11 protein-coding genes, 2 tRNA genes, 2 rRNA genes and 1 riboswitch (1 of these 16 only partly in view) are annotated in these 18,860 nt (G+C 62.9%); of the genes, 8 read left to right on the top strand and 7 right to left on the bottom strand.

The annotated features are described in order from the left end of the window. Positions 1 to 106: 106 nt before the first annotated feature. The 3 genes from IVB40_RS31545 to IVB40_RS31535 are packed head-to-tail and all read right to left on the bottom strand — an operon-like array spanning position 107 to position 3,019. Entirely contained in the window at positions 107 to 1,045 is a 939-nt protein-coding gene (locus IVB40_RS31545; RefSeq protein WP_027565601.1) for a prephenate/arogenate dehydrogenase family protein, read from the bottom strand. Further along, positions 1,042 to 2,136, bottom strand: coding sequence for a histidinol-phosphate transaminase (locus tag IVB40_RS31540; protein WP_247817306.1), 1,095 nt, complete (start codon positions 2,134 to 2,136; stop codon positions 1,042 to 1,044). The genes IVB40_RS31545 and IVB40_RS31540 overlap by 4 nt, the downstream gene beginning before the upstream one ends. Before the next feature lie 34 nt (positions 2,137 to 2,170). Next, positions 2,171 to 3,019: a chorismate mutase gene (locus tag IVB40_RS31535; RefSeq protein ID WP_027565599.1), complete on the bottom strand. Its 849-nt coding sequence runs from the start codon at positions 3,017 to 3,019 to the stop codon at positions 2,171 to 2,173. A 204-nt stretch (positions 3,020 to 3,223) separates the two neighbouring features. After that, a riboswitch (SAM riboswitch) is annotated at positions 3,224 to 3,303 on the top strand. A 90-nt stretch (positions 3,304 to 3,393) separates the two neighbouring features. Here IVB40_RS31535 and IVB40_RS31530 point away from each other — a divergent pair. Both IVB40_RS31530 and metW read left to right on the top strand, forming a co-directional pair. After that, positions 3,394 to 4,596: a homoserine O-acetyltransferase gene (locus IVB40_RS31530; RefSeq protein ID WP_247817305.1), complete on the top strand. Its 1,203-nt coding sequence runs from the start codon at positions 3,394 to 3,396 to the stop codon at positions 4,594 to 4,596. A gap of 13 nt (positions 4,597 to 4,609) precedes the next feature. After that, entirely contained in the window at positions 4,610 to 5,272 is a 663-nt protein-coding gene (gene metW / locus IVB40_RS31525) for a methionine biosynthesis protein MetW (RefSeq protein ID WP_007597293.1), read from the top strand. A 51-nt stretch (positions 5,273 to 5,323) separates the two neighbouring features. Here metW and IVB40_RS31520 read toward each other — a convergent pair whose 3' ends face one another. Further along, on the bottom strand, positions 5,324 to 6,187 hold the full coding sequence (locus tag IVB40_RS31520; protein ID WP_247427658.1) for an alpha/beta hydrolase: 864 nt from the start codon (positions 6,185 to 6,187) through the stop codon (positions 5,324 to 5,326). Between the two features lie 199 nt (positions 6,188 to 6,386). On the opposite strand from IVB40_RS31520, the gene IVB40_RS31515 reads away from it, so the two are divergent. Then, the gene (locus IVB40_RS31515; protein ID WP_247817304.1) at positions 6,387 to 7,235 is read left to right on the top strand and encodes a TIGR02594 family protein; all 849 of its coding nucleotides are present in this window, start codon (positions 6,387 to 6,389) and stop codon (positions 7,233 to 7,235) included. Positions 7,236 to 7,349: 114 nt separating this feature from the next. On the opposite strand, the gene IVB40_RS31510 is transcribed toward IVB40_RS31515, so the two are convergent. Beyond that, positions 7,350 to 8,138 (bottom strand): MOSC domain-containing protein, encoded by a 789-nt coding sequence (locus tag IVB40_RS31510; RefSeq protein WP_247465671.1) that lies wholly within the window; start codon positions 8,136 to 8,138, stop codon positions 7,350 to 7,352. 257 nt (positions 8,139 to 8,395) lie between these two features. On the opposite strand from IVB40_RS31510, the gene clpB reads away from it, so the two are divergent. Continuing rightward, positions 8,396 to 11,035: an ATP-dependent chaperone ClpB gene (gene clpB / locus IVB40_RS31505; RefSeq protein ID WP_027565594.1), complete on the top strand. Its 2,640-nt coding sequence runs from the start codon at positions 8,396 to 8,398 to the stop codon at positions 11,033 to 11,035. A gap of 185 nt (positions 11,036 to 11,220) precedes the next feature. Here the strand turns inward: clpB and IVB40_RS31500 are convergent, their stop codons facing one another. After that, on the bottom strand, positions 11,221 to 12,840 hold the full coding sequence (locus IVB40_RS31500; protein ID WP_247817303.1) for a hypothetical protein: 1,620 nt from the start codon (positions 12,838 to 12,840) through the stop codon (positions 11,221 to 11,223). A 156-nt stretch (positions 12,841 to 12,996) separates the two neighbouring features. Continuing rightward, entirely contained in the window at positions 12,997 to 15,060 is a 2,064-nt protein-coding gene (locus tag IVB40_RS31495) for a M23 family metallopeptidase (protein WP_027565592.1), read from the bottom strand. 1,031 nt (positions 15,061 to 16,091) lie between these two features. Between IVB40_RS31495 and IVB40_RS31490 the strand changes: the two genes are divergently transcribed. From IVB40_RS31490 to IVB40_RS31475, 4 genes are all read left to right on the top strand, one after another. Next, positions 16,092 to 17,580: ribosomal RNA gene (locus IVB40_RS31490) — 16S ribosomal RNA — on the top strand. A 188-nt stretch (positions 17,581 to 17,768) separates the two neighbouring features. After that, a tRNA-Ile gene (locus IVB40_RS31485) sits at positions 17,769 to 17,845 on the top strand. 33 nt (positions 17,846 to 17,878) lie between these two features. Continuing rightward, positions 17,879 to 17,954: transfer RNA gene (locus IVB40_RS31480), tRNA-Ala, on the top strand. A 405-nt stretch (positions 17,955 to 18,359) separates the two neighbouring features. Beyond that, positions 18,360 to 18,860 (top strand): 23S ribosomal RNA (locus IVB40_RS31475); it runs 2,372 nt beyond the window's last position. Together the 16S and 23S rRNA genes with 2 tRNA genes alongside form the textbook arrangement of a ribosomal RNA operon.

Below are 18,860 nucleotides of genomic sequence, written 5' to 3'. Positions count from 1 at the left end.
CCACGCGGGCTCGTAGCCTGGATGGAGCGAAGCGCAATCCGGGAATCCTGTCTCAAGCGACGGAGGTCCCGGATTACGCTTGCGCTCCATCCGGGCTACTTCAGTGCTACGGCTTGTTGCCGAGCTGCGCGTGCGGCCGGCCGAAGTCGGGCGCGGCCGAGTCCTGGCCGATTTCGACGATGCCGCGGCGGATGGCGCGGGTGCGGGTGAAGTGGTCGAACAGTGCCTCGCCGTCGCCGCGGCGGATCGCGCGGGTGAGCTTTGCCAGATCCTCGGTGAAGGTGCCGAGCATCTCCAGCACGGCTTCCTTGTTGGCGAGGAAGACGTCGCGCCACATCGTCGGATCGGATGCCGCGATGCGCGTGAAGTCGCGAAAGCCGCCGGCGGAGAACTTGATGACCTCGGATTCCGTCACCTGCGCCAGCTCGTCGGCGGTGCCGACGATGGTGTAGGCGATCAGATGCGGCAGATGGCTGGTGATCGCGAGCACGAGATCATGATGATCCGGCGTCATGATTTCGACCTTGGCGCCCATCGCCGCCCAGAACGCACGCAGGCGATCGGTGGCCGCCGCATCAACGCCCTCCGGCGGGGTGAGGATGCACCAGCGGTTGATGAAGAGCTCGGCGAAGCCGGAATCGGGGCCCGAATGCTCGGTGCCTGCGACGGGATGCGCCGGCACGAAATGGATGCCTTTCGGCAGATGCGGCGCCATATCCCTGACGATGGCGCCCTTGACCGAGCCGACGTCGGAGATGATCGCGCCGGGCTTGAGATGCGGGGCGATCTCCTGCGCCACCGGGCCGCAGGCGCCGACGGGAATGCAGAGGATGACGAGATCGGCGTCCTTCACGGCTTCTGCATTGGTCGCCACGACCTGATCGACGATGCCGAGCTCCATCACGCGTGCGCGCGTCTTCTCCGAGCGCGCGGTGGTGACGATCTCGGAAGCCAGGCCCTGGAGCTTCGCGGCGCGCGCGATCGAGCCGCCGATCAGGCCGAAGCCGATCAGCGCGACGCGCTGGAAGTGCGGGGTCGCGCTCATCGTCCAGCCATGAAGTCGCGCAGGCCTTCGAGGACGAGGCGGTTGGCCTCCTCGGTGCTAATGGTCATGCGCAGCGAATGCGGCAGGCCGTAGTTCTTCAAGCCGCGCAGCACCAGCCCGCGCCTGGTGAGGAAGGCGTCGGCTGCGTCCGAGGTCTTGCCCTCGGTCGGGAAGTGGATCAGCACGAAATTGGCGACGCTCGGCGTCACCTTCAGCCCGAGCTTGCCGATCTCCTCGGTCAGCCAGTTGCGCCAGGTCTCGGTGAACTGCTTCGACATGGCCTGGTGCGCGGTGTCCTCGATCGCGGCAACGGCGGCGTACATGGCCGGCGTCGATACGTTGAAGGGACCGCGGATGCGGTTGACCGCATCGATGATGTGCTCGGGGCCGAACATCCAGCCGATGCGCAGTGCCGCAAGACCATGGATCTTGGAGAAGGTGTGGGTCACCACCGTGTTTTCGGTGGTCGCGACCAGCTCGATCCCCATCTCGTAATCGTTGCGCGAGACGTAGTCGCAATAGGCTGCGTCCAGCACCAGCAGCACGTGCGAGGGCAGGCCGGCGCGCAGGCGCTTGACCTCGTCGAACGGCACATAGGTGCCGGTCGGGTTGTTGGGGTTGGCGAGCCAGACCAGCTTTGTCTTCGGCGTCACCGCCTTTAGGATAGCGTCGACATCGCAGGTGAGGTTCTTCTCGGCCGCGATGACATTCTTCGCGCCGACCGCCATGGTCGCGATCGGGTAGACCAGGAAGCCATGCGTGGTCGAAATCGCCTCGTCACCGTGGCTGAGATAGGTGTGGGCGAGCAGGTTGAGGATCTCGTCCGAGCCGGCGCCGCAGATGATGCGGTTGGGATCGAGCCCGAAGGTGCGCCCGATCGCTTCGCGCAGCACGCGCGAGGTCCCTTCCGGATAGTCTTCCAGATGATCTGCCACGTTCTTGAACGCCTCGATCGCCTTCGGCGAGGGCCCGAACGGCGTCTCGTTGGCCGAAAGCTTGAACACCTTGCGGCCGGGCTCTGCCACTGGAGTCTTGCCGGGCGTGTAGGGCGCAATATCGAGAATGCCGGGATTCGGCACGGGGCGGGACATCTTCAACTCCGGACTGGCTTAAGCGGTTCGCGACTTACGATTTCGACCCGGTCGGGGGCACCGTATAGCGCGTTGCGTGGCTGCCGACGAGGGCCGTGGAGCGCACCGAGGCCCCCGCTTCGATCAGGGCAGCCTTGATCTTGTCGATGTTGCTTGTCGCGGTGACCGAGACCAGCAGCGCGGCACCGTCGAAGGCGGTGTCGGGCACCGCCACGATCTCGGCGAGCGGCGACAGGGCGCGCGCGACCTCCGCATTCCACCCAGAGACGCGGACGCTGAAGGTCTCGACCTCCGTCACCAGGGCGCTATCGGCGACGCGCGAGACCGCGAACACGGGCAACGCCGCCGGATGGTCGGCGCGCTCGACAAAGGGCAGCCGCGCGATGATTTTTGGTGCGCCGGCTTCTTCCAGCGACAGCCACCACGGCGTGCGGCTCGAAGTCGCCGAGACCAGCGCCAGATCGCCCTTGGACTTCGCGACGGCCTCGACCGCCGCCTGCGCGCTGAAATGCGCGACGTAAGGCACCGTGAAGCCGAAATGGAATCGCGCGGAATCGCGCATGGCCGGCTCGCTCGCCGAGATGTCGGCGTGCACCGAGAACGGGGCCTGGACATAGGTGAAGGTCGCGATGATGACGCGCCAGATGCTCTCGACCGTATCGAGCGGCAGGATGCCGCGATGACGCTGCACGAGGTCGCGCATCATGGAGGCCTCACGTGCTGGGCGGAACGCCGAGCCGACCTCCTGGGTCTGCTTCACCTGGATCAGGCGGTCGATGATGTCGCCGCGTTGCATCAGCAGGCGATGCATGCCCTCGTCGATCGCGTCGATCTCCTTGCGCAATTCCTGGAGTGATGGTGGCGCGGGCGGACGTTGGGACATGTCTGACAGGTGCTGTTGAGAGGCGTTCCAATGCGGATCAGTCGAGCCGTCACCGCTGTGATGGATATCCTGATTAGGCAGTCGGGGCTGCGAAAGCAAAGAGAAATGCAAAGGGAAATCGGGCCCTTTCCGCCCGTGGCGCGACAGGTGAATTTGGCTGATCCGGGCCGTGACTTGACGAAAACCGTCCAAGACGGTAGTTTTTACCCGTTCCGTGGTCATTTGAGCCGGCCGGCTTGCAGCCACGTTAAAAAACTCGCTAAACAGGCCGGGGACGCTTTCGATCCCGGCCGAACCTATCGTTCAGGCCGGGTTTTTCATGGCCTGATGTCAATGCGGTCACCACGACGACCGCAAACGAGGTCGATGGTCAGATGGTTGGCGTCCAGTCAATTCCGAGTCCCGCGATTACCGCCGACGAGCGGTCGCACGAGGTGGATCATCCGAGTTCGCACGTCGCGCAGTTTGGCTTGGAACAGCCGCTGCGGCTCGATTGCGGTGTCGATCTCAGCCCGTTCCAGATCGCCTACCAGACCTATGGCGAGCTGAATGCCGATCGCTCCAACACAATCCTGGTCTGCCATGCGTTGACCGGCGACCAGCACGTCGCCAATGTGCACCCTGTCACCGGCAAGCCCGGCTGGTGGGAGACTTTGGTCGGCTCGGGCCGACCGCTCGATCCCAGCGAGTATTTTATCATCTGCTCCAACGTGATCGGCGGCTGCATGGGCTCGACCGGTCCGGCTTCGATCAATCCGGCGACCGGCAAGGTTTGGGGCCTCGATTTCCCCGTCATCACCATCCCCGACATGGTGCGCGCGCAGGCGATGCTGATCGACCGGCTCGGCATCGACACGCTGTTCGCAGTCGTCGGCGGCTCGATGGGCGGCATGCAAGTGCTGCAATGGACGGCGGCGTATCCGAGCCGGGTGTTCTCCGCGCTGGCGATCGCCTGCTCGACACGACATTCGGCGCAGAACATCGCGTTCCACGAGCTTGGCCGCCAGGCGGTGATGGCCGATCCCGACTGGCACCATGGCGGCTATGCCGATCAAGGTATCCATCCGCATCGTGGGCTCGCTGTCGCCCGGATGGCGGCGCACATCACCTATCTCTCCGACGCCGCGCTGCATCGCAAATTCGGACGGCGGATGCAGGACCGCGAGCTGCCGACCTTCTCGTTCGACGCCGACTTCCAGGTCGAGTCCTACCTGCGCTACCAGGGCTCGTCCTTTGTCGAACGCTTCGATGCCAACTCCTATCTCTATCTGACCCGCGCGATGGATTATTTCGACATCGCCGGCGACCATGGCGGCGTGCTGGCGAAGGCGTTCGCGGGAATCCAGACCCGGTTCTGCGTGGTCTCCTTCACCAGCGACTGGCTGTTCCCGACCTCGGAATCGCGCGCACTGGTGCACGCGTTGAATGCGTCGAGCGCGCGGGTGTCGTTCGCCGAGATCGAGACCGATCGCGGTCACGACGCGTTCCTCCTCGACGTGCCCGAGTTCTTCGACATCGGCCGTGCGTTCCTGCAGTCGGCAGGCAAGGCGCGCGGGCTCACCGCCAAGAAAGCTTAAAGGACGGCTAGTCATGTCTGTACAGGAAGCGCTGCCGCTGGGCGGCCTTGCGACCGGGCAGCCCGGTGATTTTCGCGCCGACCATGTGCTGGTGGCCGAGATGGTCAAGCCGGGCTCGAAGGTGCTCGACGTCGGGTGTGGCGAAGGCGACCTGCTCCAGCTGCTGGAAACCCGCGGCATCGACGGCCGCGGCATCGAGCTGTCGCGCGAGGGCGTCAACCGCTGCGTCGCCAAGGGTCTTGCGGTGGTGCAGGGCGATGCCGACACCGACCTCGTGAATTATCCGGATGACGCCTTTGACTACGTGATCCTGTCGCAAACCTTGCAGGCGACGCGGCAGCCCAAGGTCGTGCTCGAGAATCTCTTGCGCATCGGCCGCCGCGCCATCGTGTCGTTCCCGAATTTCGGCTTCTGGAAGATGCGGCTCCAGCTCCTGATCGGCGGCCACATGCCGCGCACGGAGAACCTGCCGGCAAGCTGGTATGACACCGCCAACATCCATTTCTGCACCATCAAGGATTTCGTCGAGCTCTGCGACGCGATCGACGTCAAGATGGAACGTGCCGAGGCGCTCGACCTCTACGGCCGTCCGCTGCGGCTGCGGATGCCCTGGTGGGTGTGGAATCTGTTCGGCGAGCAGGGCGTGTTCTTGCTGACGCGCGGCGGCAGGAAGTAGGCCGACCCGTTACCCCATCTACGCGACGCAGTACCTGGTGACGCCTTCGCGCTAATGCGCCGCCAGTGACCTCGGGTCGCGCACCGGCCATCTTCCCGCTTCCACCAGCGTGACGAACCGTTCCACCGTTTCGTTGAACAGCGCTGGCTCTTCGAGATTGAGGACGTGACCGGACTTCGGAAACATGGCGAGCCCTGCCGCCGGCAGATGCTTCTTCAGGAACAGGCTTGCGCCCACGCACGGATCGTCCTCGTCGCCGCAGATGATGAGTGCCGGCGTCGTGGCCGCTCTGATCGCGTCCGTCATCGTAAAGATCGAGGGACGGCCGGCCTGGAAGCCGCGCATCGTCCGCGCCGATCCCTTGGCGTCGTGCCGCGCCAGGGCGGCATAGAAATCGGCGTGGCCGCGCGGGTCCTTCACCAGGAAGGGAATCCGGCTCGGCGCCTCGCGCGTGACTTTTGCGACTTCGGCTGAGCCGAGCATCTCGAATTGCTCCGCGTTGGCGCGGCACTGCTTGCGCCAGGCGTCGAGGTTCTCGATCTCCGAGCCTGAGCCGACGCCGGCGAGCGTCATCGACAGCGCACGTTGGGGCGCGTTGAGCCCGATCTGGAGCGACGAATAGGCGCCCATCGAGAGACCGACGAAGTGCGCGCGATCGATCTTCAGATGATCGAGCACCGCGAGCGCATCGGTATAGAAATGCGTGTAGCCGTAGACCTCGCCATCAGGCACGTCCGATGGCGTGTAGCCGCGCGCCGAATAGGTGATGCAGCGATGGCCGCGCGAAAAGTAGCGCATCTGCGGCTCCCAATTCGTGTAGTCGGCCGCGAACTCGTGCAGAAAAATAATCGGCGTGCCGGTGCCTGCTTCTTCGAAATAGAGGCGACAATTGTCCTTCGTGAGGGCGTGAGGCATCCGGTTTTCTCCCTGAGGTGGCTGCGGCATTGGAATGCCGTCCTGCGGTGAGCGCATACGACCCTAACACTTATTAATCATCGTAGAAAATCTCCGCGGCCGCGTCTTGTTCTCGCCACATCAGGATACTGATACAGCCCGCGGATGTCGGCCACCGCACGGGCCGATTGGGAAGTGGGGGTGTCACGAAGGATGAAGAATGTTCGAGTTGTTTGCGTCTCGCCTGTCGCGCTGTGTCGTCGCGCTGGCTGTTTTCTTCGCGGCGGTCGCCGCCTTCACTTCTCCGGCGTCAGCACGACCTCATCGTCATAGCGCAGAGCGCCACGCTTACGCGCATCACGCCAGCAGACATCATCATTACCGGCATGCACGCAGCTCGCGTTTCGATCGCGGCGCGGCGCAATTGCAGGCGAGCGGCTTCGGCAACACCTTCGCCAGCTATGACCCGAACGCCAATACCGGCGGCATCGCCATGAGCGGCAGCGGTGGCATCGCCATGAGCGGCAGCGGTGGAATGGCTATGAGCGGCAGCGGTGGAATGGCCATGCGGGGCAACGCAGGAATGGTTACCAGCGATAGCAGTGGGAAGATCACGCGCGCCAGCCGTCGAATCGCCACGAGGCGTGGCGGTGGGATGGCCACTAACGCGAATGACGGCGGCGTGGCCCATAGCGCCACGGGCAGCGGCGGCTTCGGCGGCGGATCGGGCCTCGTGTCCGAGGCGCGCCGCTATGTCGGCGGCAATCCGACCGGCCGCGGCAGCCTGTGGTGCGCGCGGTTCATGAACATGGTGCTTGAGAAGACCGGTCACCGTGGCACCGGCTCCGATATGGCGAATTCGTTCGCCCATTACGGGACGCGCGTCTCCGGTCCGCAGGTCGGCGCCATCGCAGTGATGTCGCGCGGCGGCCGGGGCGGCCATGTCGGCATCATCACCGGCGTCGACGCGCAGGGTAATCCGATCATGATCTCCGGCAACAACGGCAACCGCGTTCGCGAAGCACCGGTCTCGCGCGGCCGGATCTATGCGTATGTGATGCCGAACTGACGGCCGTCATTGCGAGGAGCGAAGCGACGAAGCAATCCAGACTGTCTCCGCAGATAGATATCTGGATTGCTTCGCTGCGCTCGCAATGACGGAGTACGTGGCGCCGGCGCCGCGTCACACCAGCTTCGGCTCTTCCAACGCAACCGCGTCGCCCACGCCGATGTCGCCGTCGGCGATCACCTCGGCATAGATGCCGCAGTCCATGTGGCCGAGATTGCTCGAGAGCGTGGTCGGGATTTCGAGATCGCGCCTGGCGGTCTCGGGGTCGACATTGGTAGCCGGGCAGCGCTTGATGCGCTTGACCACTTGCAGCCGGGCCTGTCCGATCGCGAGCGTCTGGCCGACGAGGTCGAGCTCGGACCAGGCCGGCCAGCCCTTCACGTAGAGATTGGCGCGGAAGCGCAGCGGGTGGACGGCGGCGCCGCCGAGCATGGTCTCGAGCGCGCGGACGCTGTCGAGATTGATGATGGACACGACCTTGCGGGCGACGTCGGAAAAGCTGTGGTTGCGGCCGGACAGGATCTTGGGCGGACCTTTCAGCTCTGGCTGAAAGTTCTGGCTGAAGTAGTCCTCGATGGCGGCGCGCCCGGCGGCGGTCTCGAGATCGCCGCTGGCGACGATCTGGCCGTCCTTGCGGATGGTCAGGCGGTTGGTCGCGTCCTCGAACCGGCTGTCGAGCGAAGCCAGCCGCTCATTGCGCGCCAGCATCAGGAACTGGATCTTCGGCTTCCACTGCGGCTGTTCCGGATCGAAGCCGCTTGGGCCGTTCTCAATGGCGTAGCGGCGGTCGGCGGGCAGGGTCTGGCCGGCTCGCAGGGAGACGCGGGGCAGGGGCTCCGGCGTCAGGCCCTTGATCGGATAACGGTAGAGGCCGGTGATCTCGGCGGTCTGGCTGGCTGTCATTGCGCTAGGGGTCATGCCGCTACTTAGGGGATTCGGCCCATCGGCGCCAAGCGGGCGGATCCGCGCACGAAATTGTGAACTCGCCTCTTCCGGTCCGAGGCCTCGCTTCCCACATCTGGGTCAGGCCGGCGCCAGCGCCGGCTGATAACGACCGTTGCCGGTTGAGAAACGTCAATGCGGTTATCGGAAACCCAATGAAGATGCCGTTTGGAGTGCCTTTGAGGGCTCCAGGGGCAGGCCGAGGGAAAGACCACGATATGAACATCGAAAAATATACCGAACGCTCCAGGGGCTTCGTCCAGTCCGCACAGTCGCTTGCGGTGCGCGAAGGGCACCAGCAGTTTTCGACCCTGCACGTCCTGAAAGTGCTGCTGGATGACAATGAAGGCCTCGCTGCCGGCCTGATCGACCGCGCCGGCGGCAATTCCCGCGCAATTCTGAAGGCGACCGAGGACGCCCTGAACAAGGTGCCGAAGGTCTCTGGCGGCGGCGCCGGCCAGATCTATCTGGCGCCCGAGCTCGCCCGCACCTTCGACGTCGCCGAAAAGGCCGGCGAGAAGGCCGGCGACAGCTTTGTCACGGTCGAGCGGCTGCTGCTCGGGCTCGCGCTGGAGAAGAGCAGCGAGGCGGGCGCGATCCTGGCCAAGGGCGGCGTCACCCCGCAAAACCTCAATGCGGCGATCGAAGCGCTGCGCAAGGGCCGGACTGCGGACTCCGCAACGGCCGAGAACGCGTATGACGCGCTGAAGAAATATGCCCGCGACCTCACCCAGGCAGCGCGCGACGGCAAGCTCGATCCGGTCATCGGCCGCGACGAGGAGATCCGCCGCACGATCCAGGTGCTGTCGCGCCGGACCAAGAACAATCCCGTCCTGATCGGTGAGCCCGGCGTCGGCAAGACCGCCATCGCCGAGGGCCTGGCGCTGCGCATCGTCAACGGCGACGTGCCGGAGAGCCTGAAGGACAAGAAGCTGCTGTCGCTCGACCTCGGTGCGCTGATCGCGGGTGCGAAGTATCGCGGCGAGTTCGAGGAGCGGCTGAAGGCCGTGCTCCAGGAGGTGATCGGGAGCGAGGGCAATTTCGTCCTGTTCATCGACGAGATGCACACGCTGATCGGCGCCGGCAAGGGCGATGGCGCGATGGACGCGTCCAACCTGCTGAAGCCTGCGCTCGCCCGCGGCGAGCTGCACTGCATCGGCGCCACCACGCTCGATGAGTACCAGAAGCACGTCGAAAAGGACGCAGCGCTGGCGCGGCGTTTCCAGCCGATCTTCGTCAGCGAGCCCTCGGTCGAGGATACGATCTCGATTCTGCGCGGGCTGAAGGACAAGTACGAGCAGCACCACGGCGTGCGGATCACCGATTCCGCGCTGGTCGCCGCCACGACGCTGTCCAACCGCTACATCACCGACCGCTTCCTGCCGGACAAGGCCATCGACCTCATGGACGAGGCGGCCGCGCGGCTCAAGATGCAGGTCGACTCCAAGCCGGAAGAGCTGGATTCGATGGATCGGGAAATCATCCGGCTGAAGATCGAACAGGAAGCATTGAAGAAAGAGAGCGATGCCGGTTCGAAGAGCCGCCTGCAGACCCTGGAGAAGGAGCTAGCCGATCTCGAGGAGAAGTCCGCGGCGCTCACCGCACGCTGGAGCGCGGAGAAGAACAAGCTCTCCGACGCCCAGAAGCTGAAGGCCGAGCTCGACGGCTTACGGGTCGAACTCGCCAACGCGCAGCGGCGCGGTGAATTCCAGAAGGCCGGTGAGCTGGCCTATGGCCGGATCCCCGAGCTCGAAAAGCAGCTTGCCGACATCGAGGCCAAGGAGAACTCCGGCGAGATGATGGAGGAGGCGGTCACCGCCAACCACATCGCGCAGGTGGTCTCGCGCTGGACCGGCGTGCCCGTCGACAAGATGCTGGAAGGCGAGAAAGACAAGCTCCTGCGGATGGAGGACTCGCTCGGCAAGCGCGTCGTCGGCCAGGCCGAAGCCGTACGTGCGGTCGCGACCGCCGTGCGCCGTTCGCGCGCGGGGCTGCAGGACCCGAACCGGCCGACCGGCTCGTTCATGTTCCTGGGGCCCACCGGCGTCGGCAAGACCGAGCTGACGAAAGCGCTCGCCGAGTATCTGTTCAACGACGAGACCGCGATGGTCCGGCTCGACATGTCCGAGTACATGGAGAAGCACTCGGTCTCGCGGCTGATCGGCGCGCCTCCGGGCTATGTCGGTTATGACGAGGGCGGTGCGCTCACCGAAGCGGTGCGGCGCCGGCCCTACCAGGTCGTGCTGTTCGACGAGATCGAGAAGGCGCATCCTGACGTGTTCAACGTGCTGTTGCAGGTGCTCGACGACGGCCGCCTCACCGACGGCCAGGGCCGCACCGTCGACTTCCGCAACACGCTGATCATCATGACCTCGAACCTCGGTTCGGAGTTTCTGGTGAACCAGCCGGAGGGCGAGGACACCTCGGCCGTGCGCGAGCAGGTGATGGGAATGGTGCGGTCGCACTTCAGGCCAGAGTTCTTGAACCGCGTCGACGAGATCATCCTGTTCCATCGCTTGCAGAGGAGCGAGATGGGCCGGATCGTCGAGATCCAGTTCGCGCGGCTGCAGAAGCTCTTGACCGATCGCAAGATCGTGCTGACGCTCGACGCTGCGGGCCGCGACTGGCTCGCCGCCAAGGGCTGGGATCCCGCCTACGGCGCACGGCCGCTCAAGCGCGTGATCCAGCGTCACGTTCAGGATCCGCTCGCCGAGATGATCCTGGCCGGCGACGTCAAGGACGGCGATACCGTTGCGATCTCGTCCGAAGGCAACGTGCTGACCTTCAACGGCAAGGCGCCGCAGACCGCGGAGATCGCCCAGTTCGAGGCGCCGGTGTCGAAGCGGAAGCTGAACTGAGCGCCGGCAATTCAAGCCTGAAGCAAAAAGCCGCCCCGAAGAGGTCAATCTCTCCGGGGCGGTTTGTTTTGCGGGTTGTTGACGATGTTGCTGCAGCCGGAGTGTGGTCTGGCTAGGACGTGCAATCTTTGCGGTGCGGCCCTGCCGGCATATGCAATCCATCTACAATTTCGACGCGCGGGGACTTATTTCTTCGTGACCTTGTAGATCGCGTTCTCGATGTCAGAAGAGAAATAGATCGTGCCGGATTCCCCGATGCCAACGCCCGTCGGGATATGCGTCGGCAGCCCTCCGGGCGCACCGCTCAGGCCGATCGGGAGATTGGCCGCGATCTCGGTGATCGTGCCGCTCTCCGGTGCGATCTCGATCAACCGATTCGCGCCGACCTCCGCCACGATCAGCTTGCCGTCGCTGGCGCGTGCGATGCCTTCGGGCATTTTCAGGTCCTTGGCGATGACCGTCTTCTCGCCGTTGCTCTCGATCATCGAGACGACGCCGGAAAAGGCTTCGGTGGCATAGACCTCGCCGCGCGATCCGGCGACCAGCCCGACCGGACCCTCGAGTCCGCCGATCAGCGTGGTGCGGTCCTTGCCGTGCTCGCCGCTGACGCGGACCAGCGATTTGGTGCCGAGCTCGGCCACCAGGATGCTGCCGTCCGCGAGCACGAGCGCGTCATGCGGCGCCTTGAAGCCGTGCAGCATGTCGCGGGTGGCGCCGGTCTTGCCGTCGATCACCTGCACCGTGCCGGTGAACCAGCTCGACAGGACCACGTCGTTGCCCTTCGCCGTCGCGCTCATCGGATATTCGAGCGTGACGCCGGCGGCGTGCATGCGCGCCTTCTCGGTGACTTCGCCGGTCGCGCCGTCTACCGTGCGATAGGCGAACACGTCGGCGACGTGGATTGTATCCTTGCCGTTCTCCGACGTGACGCCGATGCCGCCGGGCAAAGCGAGCTTGCCGATGATGACCTGCCGCGCCTGGCCGGTCGCCGGATCGACCTCCTGGATGCCGTTGTCGGCCATGTTGGAGACGTAGATGCGGTCCTTGTCGTCGATCGCGAGATTGTCCAGCGACGGCTTCAATTGCGCGACCATGGTCTTGGTGCCCGACTTGGGATCGACCCGAACGAGCTGGCCGAGCGCGGTGTCGACCACCCAGAGATTGCCCTTGGAATCGAAGTTCACCGCGGCCGGGACCTTGAAGCCGTCGGCGACGACGGTCAGCTCGGCCTTGTCGACGTCGATCTTTGCGACCTGTCCCTTGAACCAGAGCGGACCGTAGAGCTTGTCGTCAGGGCCGAACTCGAAGCCGTTGAGGCCGCCCATCTTCTCCATGATCTGGCGCGGCGGTTTGACGCCCTCGACATCGATCTCATAGAGCGTGTCGCCGAGGAAGACGGTGGTGGCGTAGAGTCTGCCATCCTTGCGGAAGGCGAGCGAATTGATGCCGGGAAGGCCGGAAGCGAGCTTCTTGATCGGGCCGTCGCCCTTGCGCGAGTAGAGATCGCCGGCCAGGAAGCCGGTCCAGGCCATGGTGCCGTCGGGCGCGAATGCGATGTCGTCGGCCATTCCGACCGGAGCTGGGATTGCAACCTTGGCGGTACCGCCGGCGATGTCGACCTCGTAGAGCGCCGCGCCCGCGACGCTGCCGGCAAACAGATGGCCGGCCTTGTCGATCGCAAGCCCGTGCACGCCGTGGAACGCGGAGCCGGGGACGAGCTTGGTGACCTCCCAGTTTTCGGCCGAAACACTGGTGGCGGAGACAATCGCAGCAACGAAGGCTGCGCAGGCGAGCCTGTTCTTCATGGCGAGACCTCCCGTTTTTTGGAAAGTATTCGCTCCTCATGCCGCTTTGGCAAACGAAACTTGACGTTGTGATGCCGCCAGGCGAGCTCCGCGCGACAACGTCAAAACCGGATCGTGTTTGAAGATGATCGGCCGATCTCGGCCGGTCGCCGGCTTTTACCTGTTGGTGACCTGCAACGGACCGCCGGTTGCGTCCGACATCCGGGCGATGGCGCCGGCGCGGCCGCTCATCATGCCGTCGAGCCGGTCGCGCTCCTTCTCGAAGCCGGCCAGCATCGGGCCTTCCAGCGAGCGGCCGCGCGGCAGTTTCACACGGAGCGGATCGACGAAGCGGCCGTTGACCAGGATTTCGTAGTGGACGTGCGGGCCGGTCGACGCGCCGGTCGAACCGACGAAGCCGATCACCTGGCCCTGCCGCACCTTCTTGCCGGGCTCCATGCCCTTGGCGAAGGCCGACATATGGCCATAGGCGGTCTCGTAGCCGTTGTTATGCTTGATGCGGATGTATTTACCGTAGCCGCCTTCGGGGCCGGCCTTCTCGATCACGCCGTTGCCGGAGGCGAAGATCGGCGTGCCATAGGAGGTCGCCCAGTCGACGCCGGTATGCATCTTCACGTAGCCGAGGATGGGGTGACGGCGGCCGCCGAAGCCGGAGCGCATGATGGCGTTGTTGACGGGCTTGCGCACCAGGAACTTCTTCGCGCTCTTGCCGGTCTCGTCATAGTAGTCGACGACGCCGTCGTCGGGGCTCTGGTAGCGGTAGTATTTCTTGGTCTCGCCGCCGAGCGTGAGCGAAGCGAACAGCACGTCGTTCTTTTCGCTCGCCGTCACGCCTTCGTCTTCGCCGGCGTAGAACACGTCGAATGAATCGCCCGGCGCCACCTTGCGCTGGAAATCGACGTCGTAGGAGTAGATCTTGATCATGTCGTCGATGACGGGCATCGGCACTTTGTTGCGCATCGCGGTCTCGTAGATGCTCTGGTAGAGCCGCACGCCCGTGCCGTCATCGTCGTCATCGTCGTCGCTGTTGGCGTTCGCCGCCGCGTCGGCGACGGTATTCATGCTGGAAACGTCGACCGCGACGTATTTGCCGAGATCGGACAGCGCCGCGATCGCCTCGACCATGGTCTCGTTGGCGATGACGACGCGGTAGGGCTGCAGACGGGCGCCGGGGCTTGCGGGCGCCATCAGGATGCGCAGCTTCTCGCCTTCCTTCAGGCCGCCGTCGCGGCCGCGCGGACCGAGCGTCGCGGTGATCGCCTTGATCTCCTCGGCCGTGGCGCCGAGATCGCGCAGCACGCCGGCGACGCTGTCGCCCTTCTTGACCACGTGGACGCGTTCGCCGTTGGGATTGCCGCCGGTGATCTGTTCCTTGGTCTTCGGCAGCAGCGTGACATTTTCCGGCACCACGCGCGTCTCGAAGCCGGCATAGGGATCGGACGGCGACACTTCGGTGGCGTAGGCGCTTCTGATGTCGGACGGGCCGGTCGCGCCGGAGACGTCGGCCGCAGCATTGGAGAGTGCGGCGTAGCGCACCCCGCCATTGCCGCGCCAGTTCGCGGCATCACGGACCCGCATCAGGATGTCGTCGAGCGCCACCACTGCGGAAATCTTGGCTTTCGGCAGCACCTGGGAGAGGTCCTTGGTGACGAACGAGACCTCGGCGTCGGGTTCGACGGCTTCCGGATTGTTGGGATCCTCGGATGCCGCCTTCGGATCGGAGCCGACATCGGTGAGAAGGCGCTGGGCGTTGAATGGCGGGATCTTCGCCGACAGGTCGCTCGTCGTCATCGACAGATTGCCGGCAATCCTGATGAAGGGACGCACCCGCATCACGTCGCGGTTGCCGACGCGGGCAACGGTCGAGACGCGCACGATGTTGCGCGAGGCTGTGGATTCGTTCGGGGGCGGCAGGCGGTCGCTCTTGTGCAGCGTGGCGGCGCGGTCGGCTGCGCCGAATGCGCCGCGCAGCGCGCCTTCGACGCGCTCCGGCACCTTGGCGAAGGTCATCTCGCCGTCGAGCGAAGCGAAAACGGCGCCGCCGATCAGGGCTGCGCCGCAGAGTCCGGTCAAGATTGTCCCGCTGAACCATTGCACCGAGACGCGGCGGCGGTCGATGACGGCGGCTTCGGAACCATCGACGGACAGCGGCGGCTCGTGGCCGAGATCGATGATCCCGGTCTCACGTCCGTAAGCGCCGCGTGACGTCCTGTGGTTCAACCCAAGTCCCCCAATCAACGACCCGAGAGCCCGATTTCGAGCAGCCCCGTTCTGAGCAGCCCTGTTTCGAGCCCCTCCTTACGCCGCCCTCTTCGGGGCGTCTCCGGAAAAGGCAAAGCCGCATAGGCGTCCGCGGTCAGAAGGCCCAGATGACGGACCGGCCGAAATTACGAACAGCTAAGCGGAAAAAGATCTCTCGATGTGTCTCGAATGTCTGAAGAAGGCTGCTTCATCGGATGATCGCCTCCCTCTGACCCCACACAAACCGCCGGCAGCCCCCACTGGCATCCCTGCGATTCAAGCTTTGTCTGTATCAGAACGCCGGGGGATTGTGGCTCAAGTACGGCGCCTAATATGGAAAAGTTTCCCGAACGACTGGGCGCCAGGGGCCTTCCAGGGGCGGGGGCTCCCAGCCGCGTTCAAGGCGCCTCCATGCCGCCTCCGGACCCCCTCGGGCCCAAACTTTTTTTGAGTTTTTTCTCCGCGCCGGCCCGATCCGGCCGCTCGGCGTCCTTCTAACCCGCTGTAATCGCGCAGATTTTTTTAACAATCCACCGTGCGACGATTTTCTGACAATGGTCGTTGACAACCCCGATGGGTGGGGCCTATAACCCGACCACTGAGCGCGGCGCCGCCGGGTCACTGACCAAGGCGAGCGAACGCGCCACTGATGCTCCTCACCTTGTTGAGTGACACAACAGTCGACGTAAGTCGATTGGAGTTCATCCATCGTCGGTAAGGGTGTCGGAACCCTTCCTCTCTGGAAGGTTGGGGCCTCCTGGTCCCGGGCTGTTTGACAAGTGAAGATGAAGAAAGAGAAACGTGGACGGCGGAGTCCTTGCGCCTCTCGGATACTGAAGAGCTTCGGCTTTTGAGTTCTGAGAGGGGACGAAAGACTTCGGCGGTACACGTTTTAAGGTTACACCATCGTTGCCAGCGATGTGAATCGCGGGCAGCTCATCGACTTCGGTTGATGAAAAATGGTGGGACCTCGTCAAAACGTTGTGATCAGCCGGTTCAAAGTTCAAGTCCAACTTGAGAGTTTGATCCTGGCTCAGAGCGAACGCTGGCGGCAGGCTTAACACATGCAAGTCGAGCGGGCGTAGCAATACGTCAGCGGCAGACGGGTGAGTAACGCGTGGGAACATACCTTTTGGTTCGGAACAACACAGGGAAACTTGTGCTAATACCGGATAAGCCCTTACGGGGAAAGATTTATCGCCGAAAGATTGGCCCGCGTCTGATTAGCTAGTTGGTGAGGTAATGGCTCACCAAGGCGACGATCAGTAGCTGGTCTGAGAGGATGATCAGCCACATTGGGACTGAGACACGGCCCAAACTCCTACGGGAGGCAGCAGTGGGGAATATTGGACAATGGGCGCAAGCCTGATCCAGCCATGCCGCGTGAGTGATGAAGGCCCTAGGGTTGTAAAGCTCTTTTGTGCGGGAAGATAATGACGGTACCGCAAGAATAAGCCCCGGCTAACTTCGTGCCAGCAGCCGCGGTAATACGAAGGGGGCTAGCGTTGCTCGGAATCACTGGGCGTAAAGGGTGCGTAGGCGGGTCTTTAAGTCAGGGGTGAAATCCTGGAGCTCAACTCCAGAACTGCCTTTGATACTGAGGATCTTGAGTTCGGGAGAGGTGAGTGGAACTGCGAGTGTAGAGGTGAAATTCGTAGATATTCGCAAGAACACCAGTGGCGAAGGCGGCTCACTGGCCCGATACTGACGCTGAGGCACGAAAGCGTGGGGAGCAAACAGGATTAGATACCCTGGTAGTCCACGCCGTAAACGATGAATGCCAGCCGTTAGTGGGTTTACTCACTAGTGGCGCAGCTAACGCTTTAAGCATTCCGCCTGGGGAGTACGGTCGCAAGATTAAAACTCAAAGGAATTGACGGGGGCCCGCACAAGCGGTGGAGCATGTGGTTTAATTCGACGCAACGCGCAGAACCTTACCAGCCCTTGACATGTCCAGGACCGGTCGCAGAGATGTGACCTTCTCTTCGGAGCCTGGAACACAGGTGCTGCATGGCTGTCGTCAGCTCGTGTCGTGAGATGTTGGGTTAAGTCCCGCAACGAGCGCAACCCCCGTCCTTAGTTGCTACCATTTAGTTGAGCACTCTAAGGAGACTGCCGGTGATAAGCCGCGAGGAAGGTGGGGATGACGTCAAGTCCTCATGGCCCTTACGGGCTGGGCTACACACGTGCTACAATGGCGGTGACAATGGGACGCTAAGGGGCAACCCTTCGCAAATCTCAAAAAGCCGTCTCAGTTCGGATTGGGCTCTGCAACTCGAGCCCATGAAGTTGGAATCGCTAGTAATCGTGGATCAGCACGCCACGGTGAATACGTTCCCGGGCCTTGTACACACCGCCCGTCACACCATGGGAGTTGGTTTTACCTGAAGACGGTGCGCTAACCAGCAATGGAGGCAGCCGGCCACGGTAGGGTCAGCGACTGGGGTGAAGTCGTAACAAGGTAGCCGTAGGGGAACCTGCGGCTGGATCACCTCCTTTCTAAGGATGGTTCTTCAGAAGCTTGCTTCTATCGAACCGTTTTAGAAACATCAGTGGCCAACGGTCGTCAGGATCGTTGAGCTGCATTGGCGGGATTTCGCCGTCTTCGTTTCTCTTTCTTCGCGGACGAACACGCGCTGGGGCTGCAACCTTGCAGAATCCCTGGTCCTTGACTGGATATGCGTTAGGGGCTTGTAGCTCAGTTGGTTAGAGCGCGCGCTTGATAAGCGTGAGGTCGGAAGTTCAAGTCTTCCCAGGCCCACCACACTCATCGAGTGAGCATTCGTCTTCTGGTTACGGGGCCATAGCTCAGCTGGGAGAGCGCGTGCTTTGCAAGCATGAGGTCGTCGGTTCGATCCCGTCTGGCTCCACCAGATGGTTTGATCACCGACTACTCATACCGTCGTCCGCGAAACATCACTTCGCACTTACTAGTCCGGATGGACAGTAAGCTGCGTGATTTCTGACATCGTAAAGAGGAGATCGATCCGAGTTGGATCGGGCAACAAGTAATTGTTGCGCGATACTCCATTATCTCCGGATCATTTCGGCGCTCGTGCGTCTTTTAGCGTAGCTCACAAGGCTGCATTGAAAGACAAGCGAGTTGTAAATGATCCTTTTAGCGAAGCTTGACCGCCTCGCTATCGGAACGATCTTACGAAGCAAGCTGGTCTTTCTAATCATTGTCCGGCTGCAGATAGCGTTCATCGAGGGCGCGTGCCGCAAGGTAATTCTGCAGACAACATTCTGCCGAGTGTGTGGACATTGATAATGAGAGCAATCAAGTGCCTTAAGGGTGTTCGGTGGATGCCTTGGCGCTGAGAGGCGATGAAGGACGTGCTACGCTGCGATAAGCCGTGGGGAGCTGCGAAGAAGCTTTGATCCATGGATTTCCGAATGGGGAAACCCACCTTCGATAGCCGGAACTCCAAGACCTCAGTCGAAAGACTGTGGTGTGGGGTTCGAACAGAAATGTGAGATGCCTAAGCCTTTAGATTTCGATCGAAGAGGTTTTGGATTTCCGGTTATCAAAAGAAGGTATGAGACTTCTGAATACATAGGAGGTTTCAAGCAAACCCAGGGAACTGAAACATCTAAGTACCTGGAGGAAAGGACATCAACAGAGACTCCGTTAGTAGTGGCGAGCGAACGCGGACCAGGCCAGTGATACATCAAAGACAATCGGAACCAGTCAGGAAAGCTGGGCCTTAGAGGGTGATAGCCCCGTACGAGTAATGCGATGATGTATCCACGAGTAAGGCGGGACACGTGAAATCCTG

The organism is Bradyrhizobium sp. 40, assembly GCF_023100925.1.
Taxonomy (GTDB): domain Bacteria; phylum Pseudomonadota; class Alphaproteobacteria; order Rhizobiales; family Xanthobacteraceae; genus Bradyrhizobium.
Note: the sequence above shows the minus strand (reverse complement) of the source record. Positions and strands in the feature narration are given on the sequence as shown.

Excerpts from the sequence above, each read along its gene's own strand:
- IVB40_RS31515 (WP_247817304.1), top strand. The coding sequence starts at position 6,387 with ATGTTCGAGTTGTTTGCGTCTCGCCTGTCGCGCTGTGTCGTCGCGCTG.
- IVB40_RS31500 (WP_247817303.1), bottom strand. The coding sequence starts at position 12,840 with ATGAAGAACAGGCTCGCCTGCGCAGCCTTCGTTGCTGCGATTGTCTCC.
- metW (WP_007597293.1), top strand. The coding sequence starts at position 4,610 with ATGTCTGTACAGGAAGCGCTGCCGCTGGGCGGCCTTGCGACCGGGCAG.
- IVB40_RS31545 (WP_027565601.1), bottom strand. The coding sequence starts at position 1,045 with ATGAGCGCGACCCCGCACTTCCAGCGCGTCGCGCTGATCGGCTTCGGC.
- IVB40_RS31530 (WP_247817305.1), top strand. The coding sequence starts at position 3,394 with ATGGTTGGCGTCCAGTCAATTCCGAGTCCCGCGATTACCGCCGACGAG.
- IVB40_RS31540 (WP_247817306.1), bottom strand. The coding sequence starts at position 2,136 with ATGTCCCGCCCCGTGCCGAATCCCGGCATTCTCGATATTGCGCCCTAC.
- IVB40_RS31520 (WP_247427658.1), bottom strand. The coding sequence starts at position 6,187 with ATGCCTCACGCCCTCACGAAGGACAATTGTCGCCTCTATTTCGAAGAA.
- IVB40_RS31510 (WP_247465671.1), bottom strand. The coding sequence starts at position 8,138 with ATGACAGCCAGCCAGACCGCCGAGATCACCGGCCTCTACCGTTATCCG.
- IVB40_RS31535 (WP_027565599.1), bottom strand. The coding sequence starts at position 3,019 with ATGTCCCAACGTCCGCCCGCGCCACCATCACTCCAGGAATTGCGCAAG.
- clpB (WP_027565594.1), top strand. The coding sequence starts at position 8,396 with ATGAACATCGAAAAATATACCGAACGCTCCAGGGGCTTCGTCCAGTCC.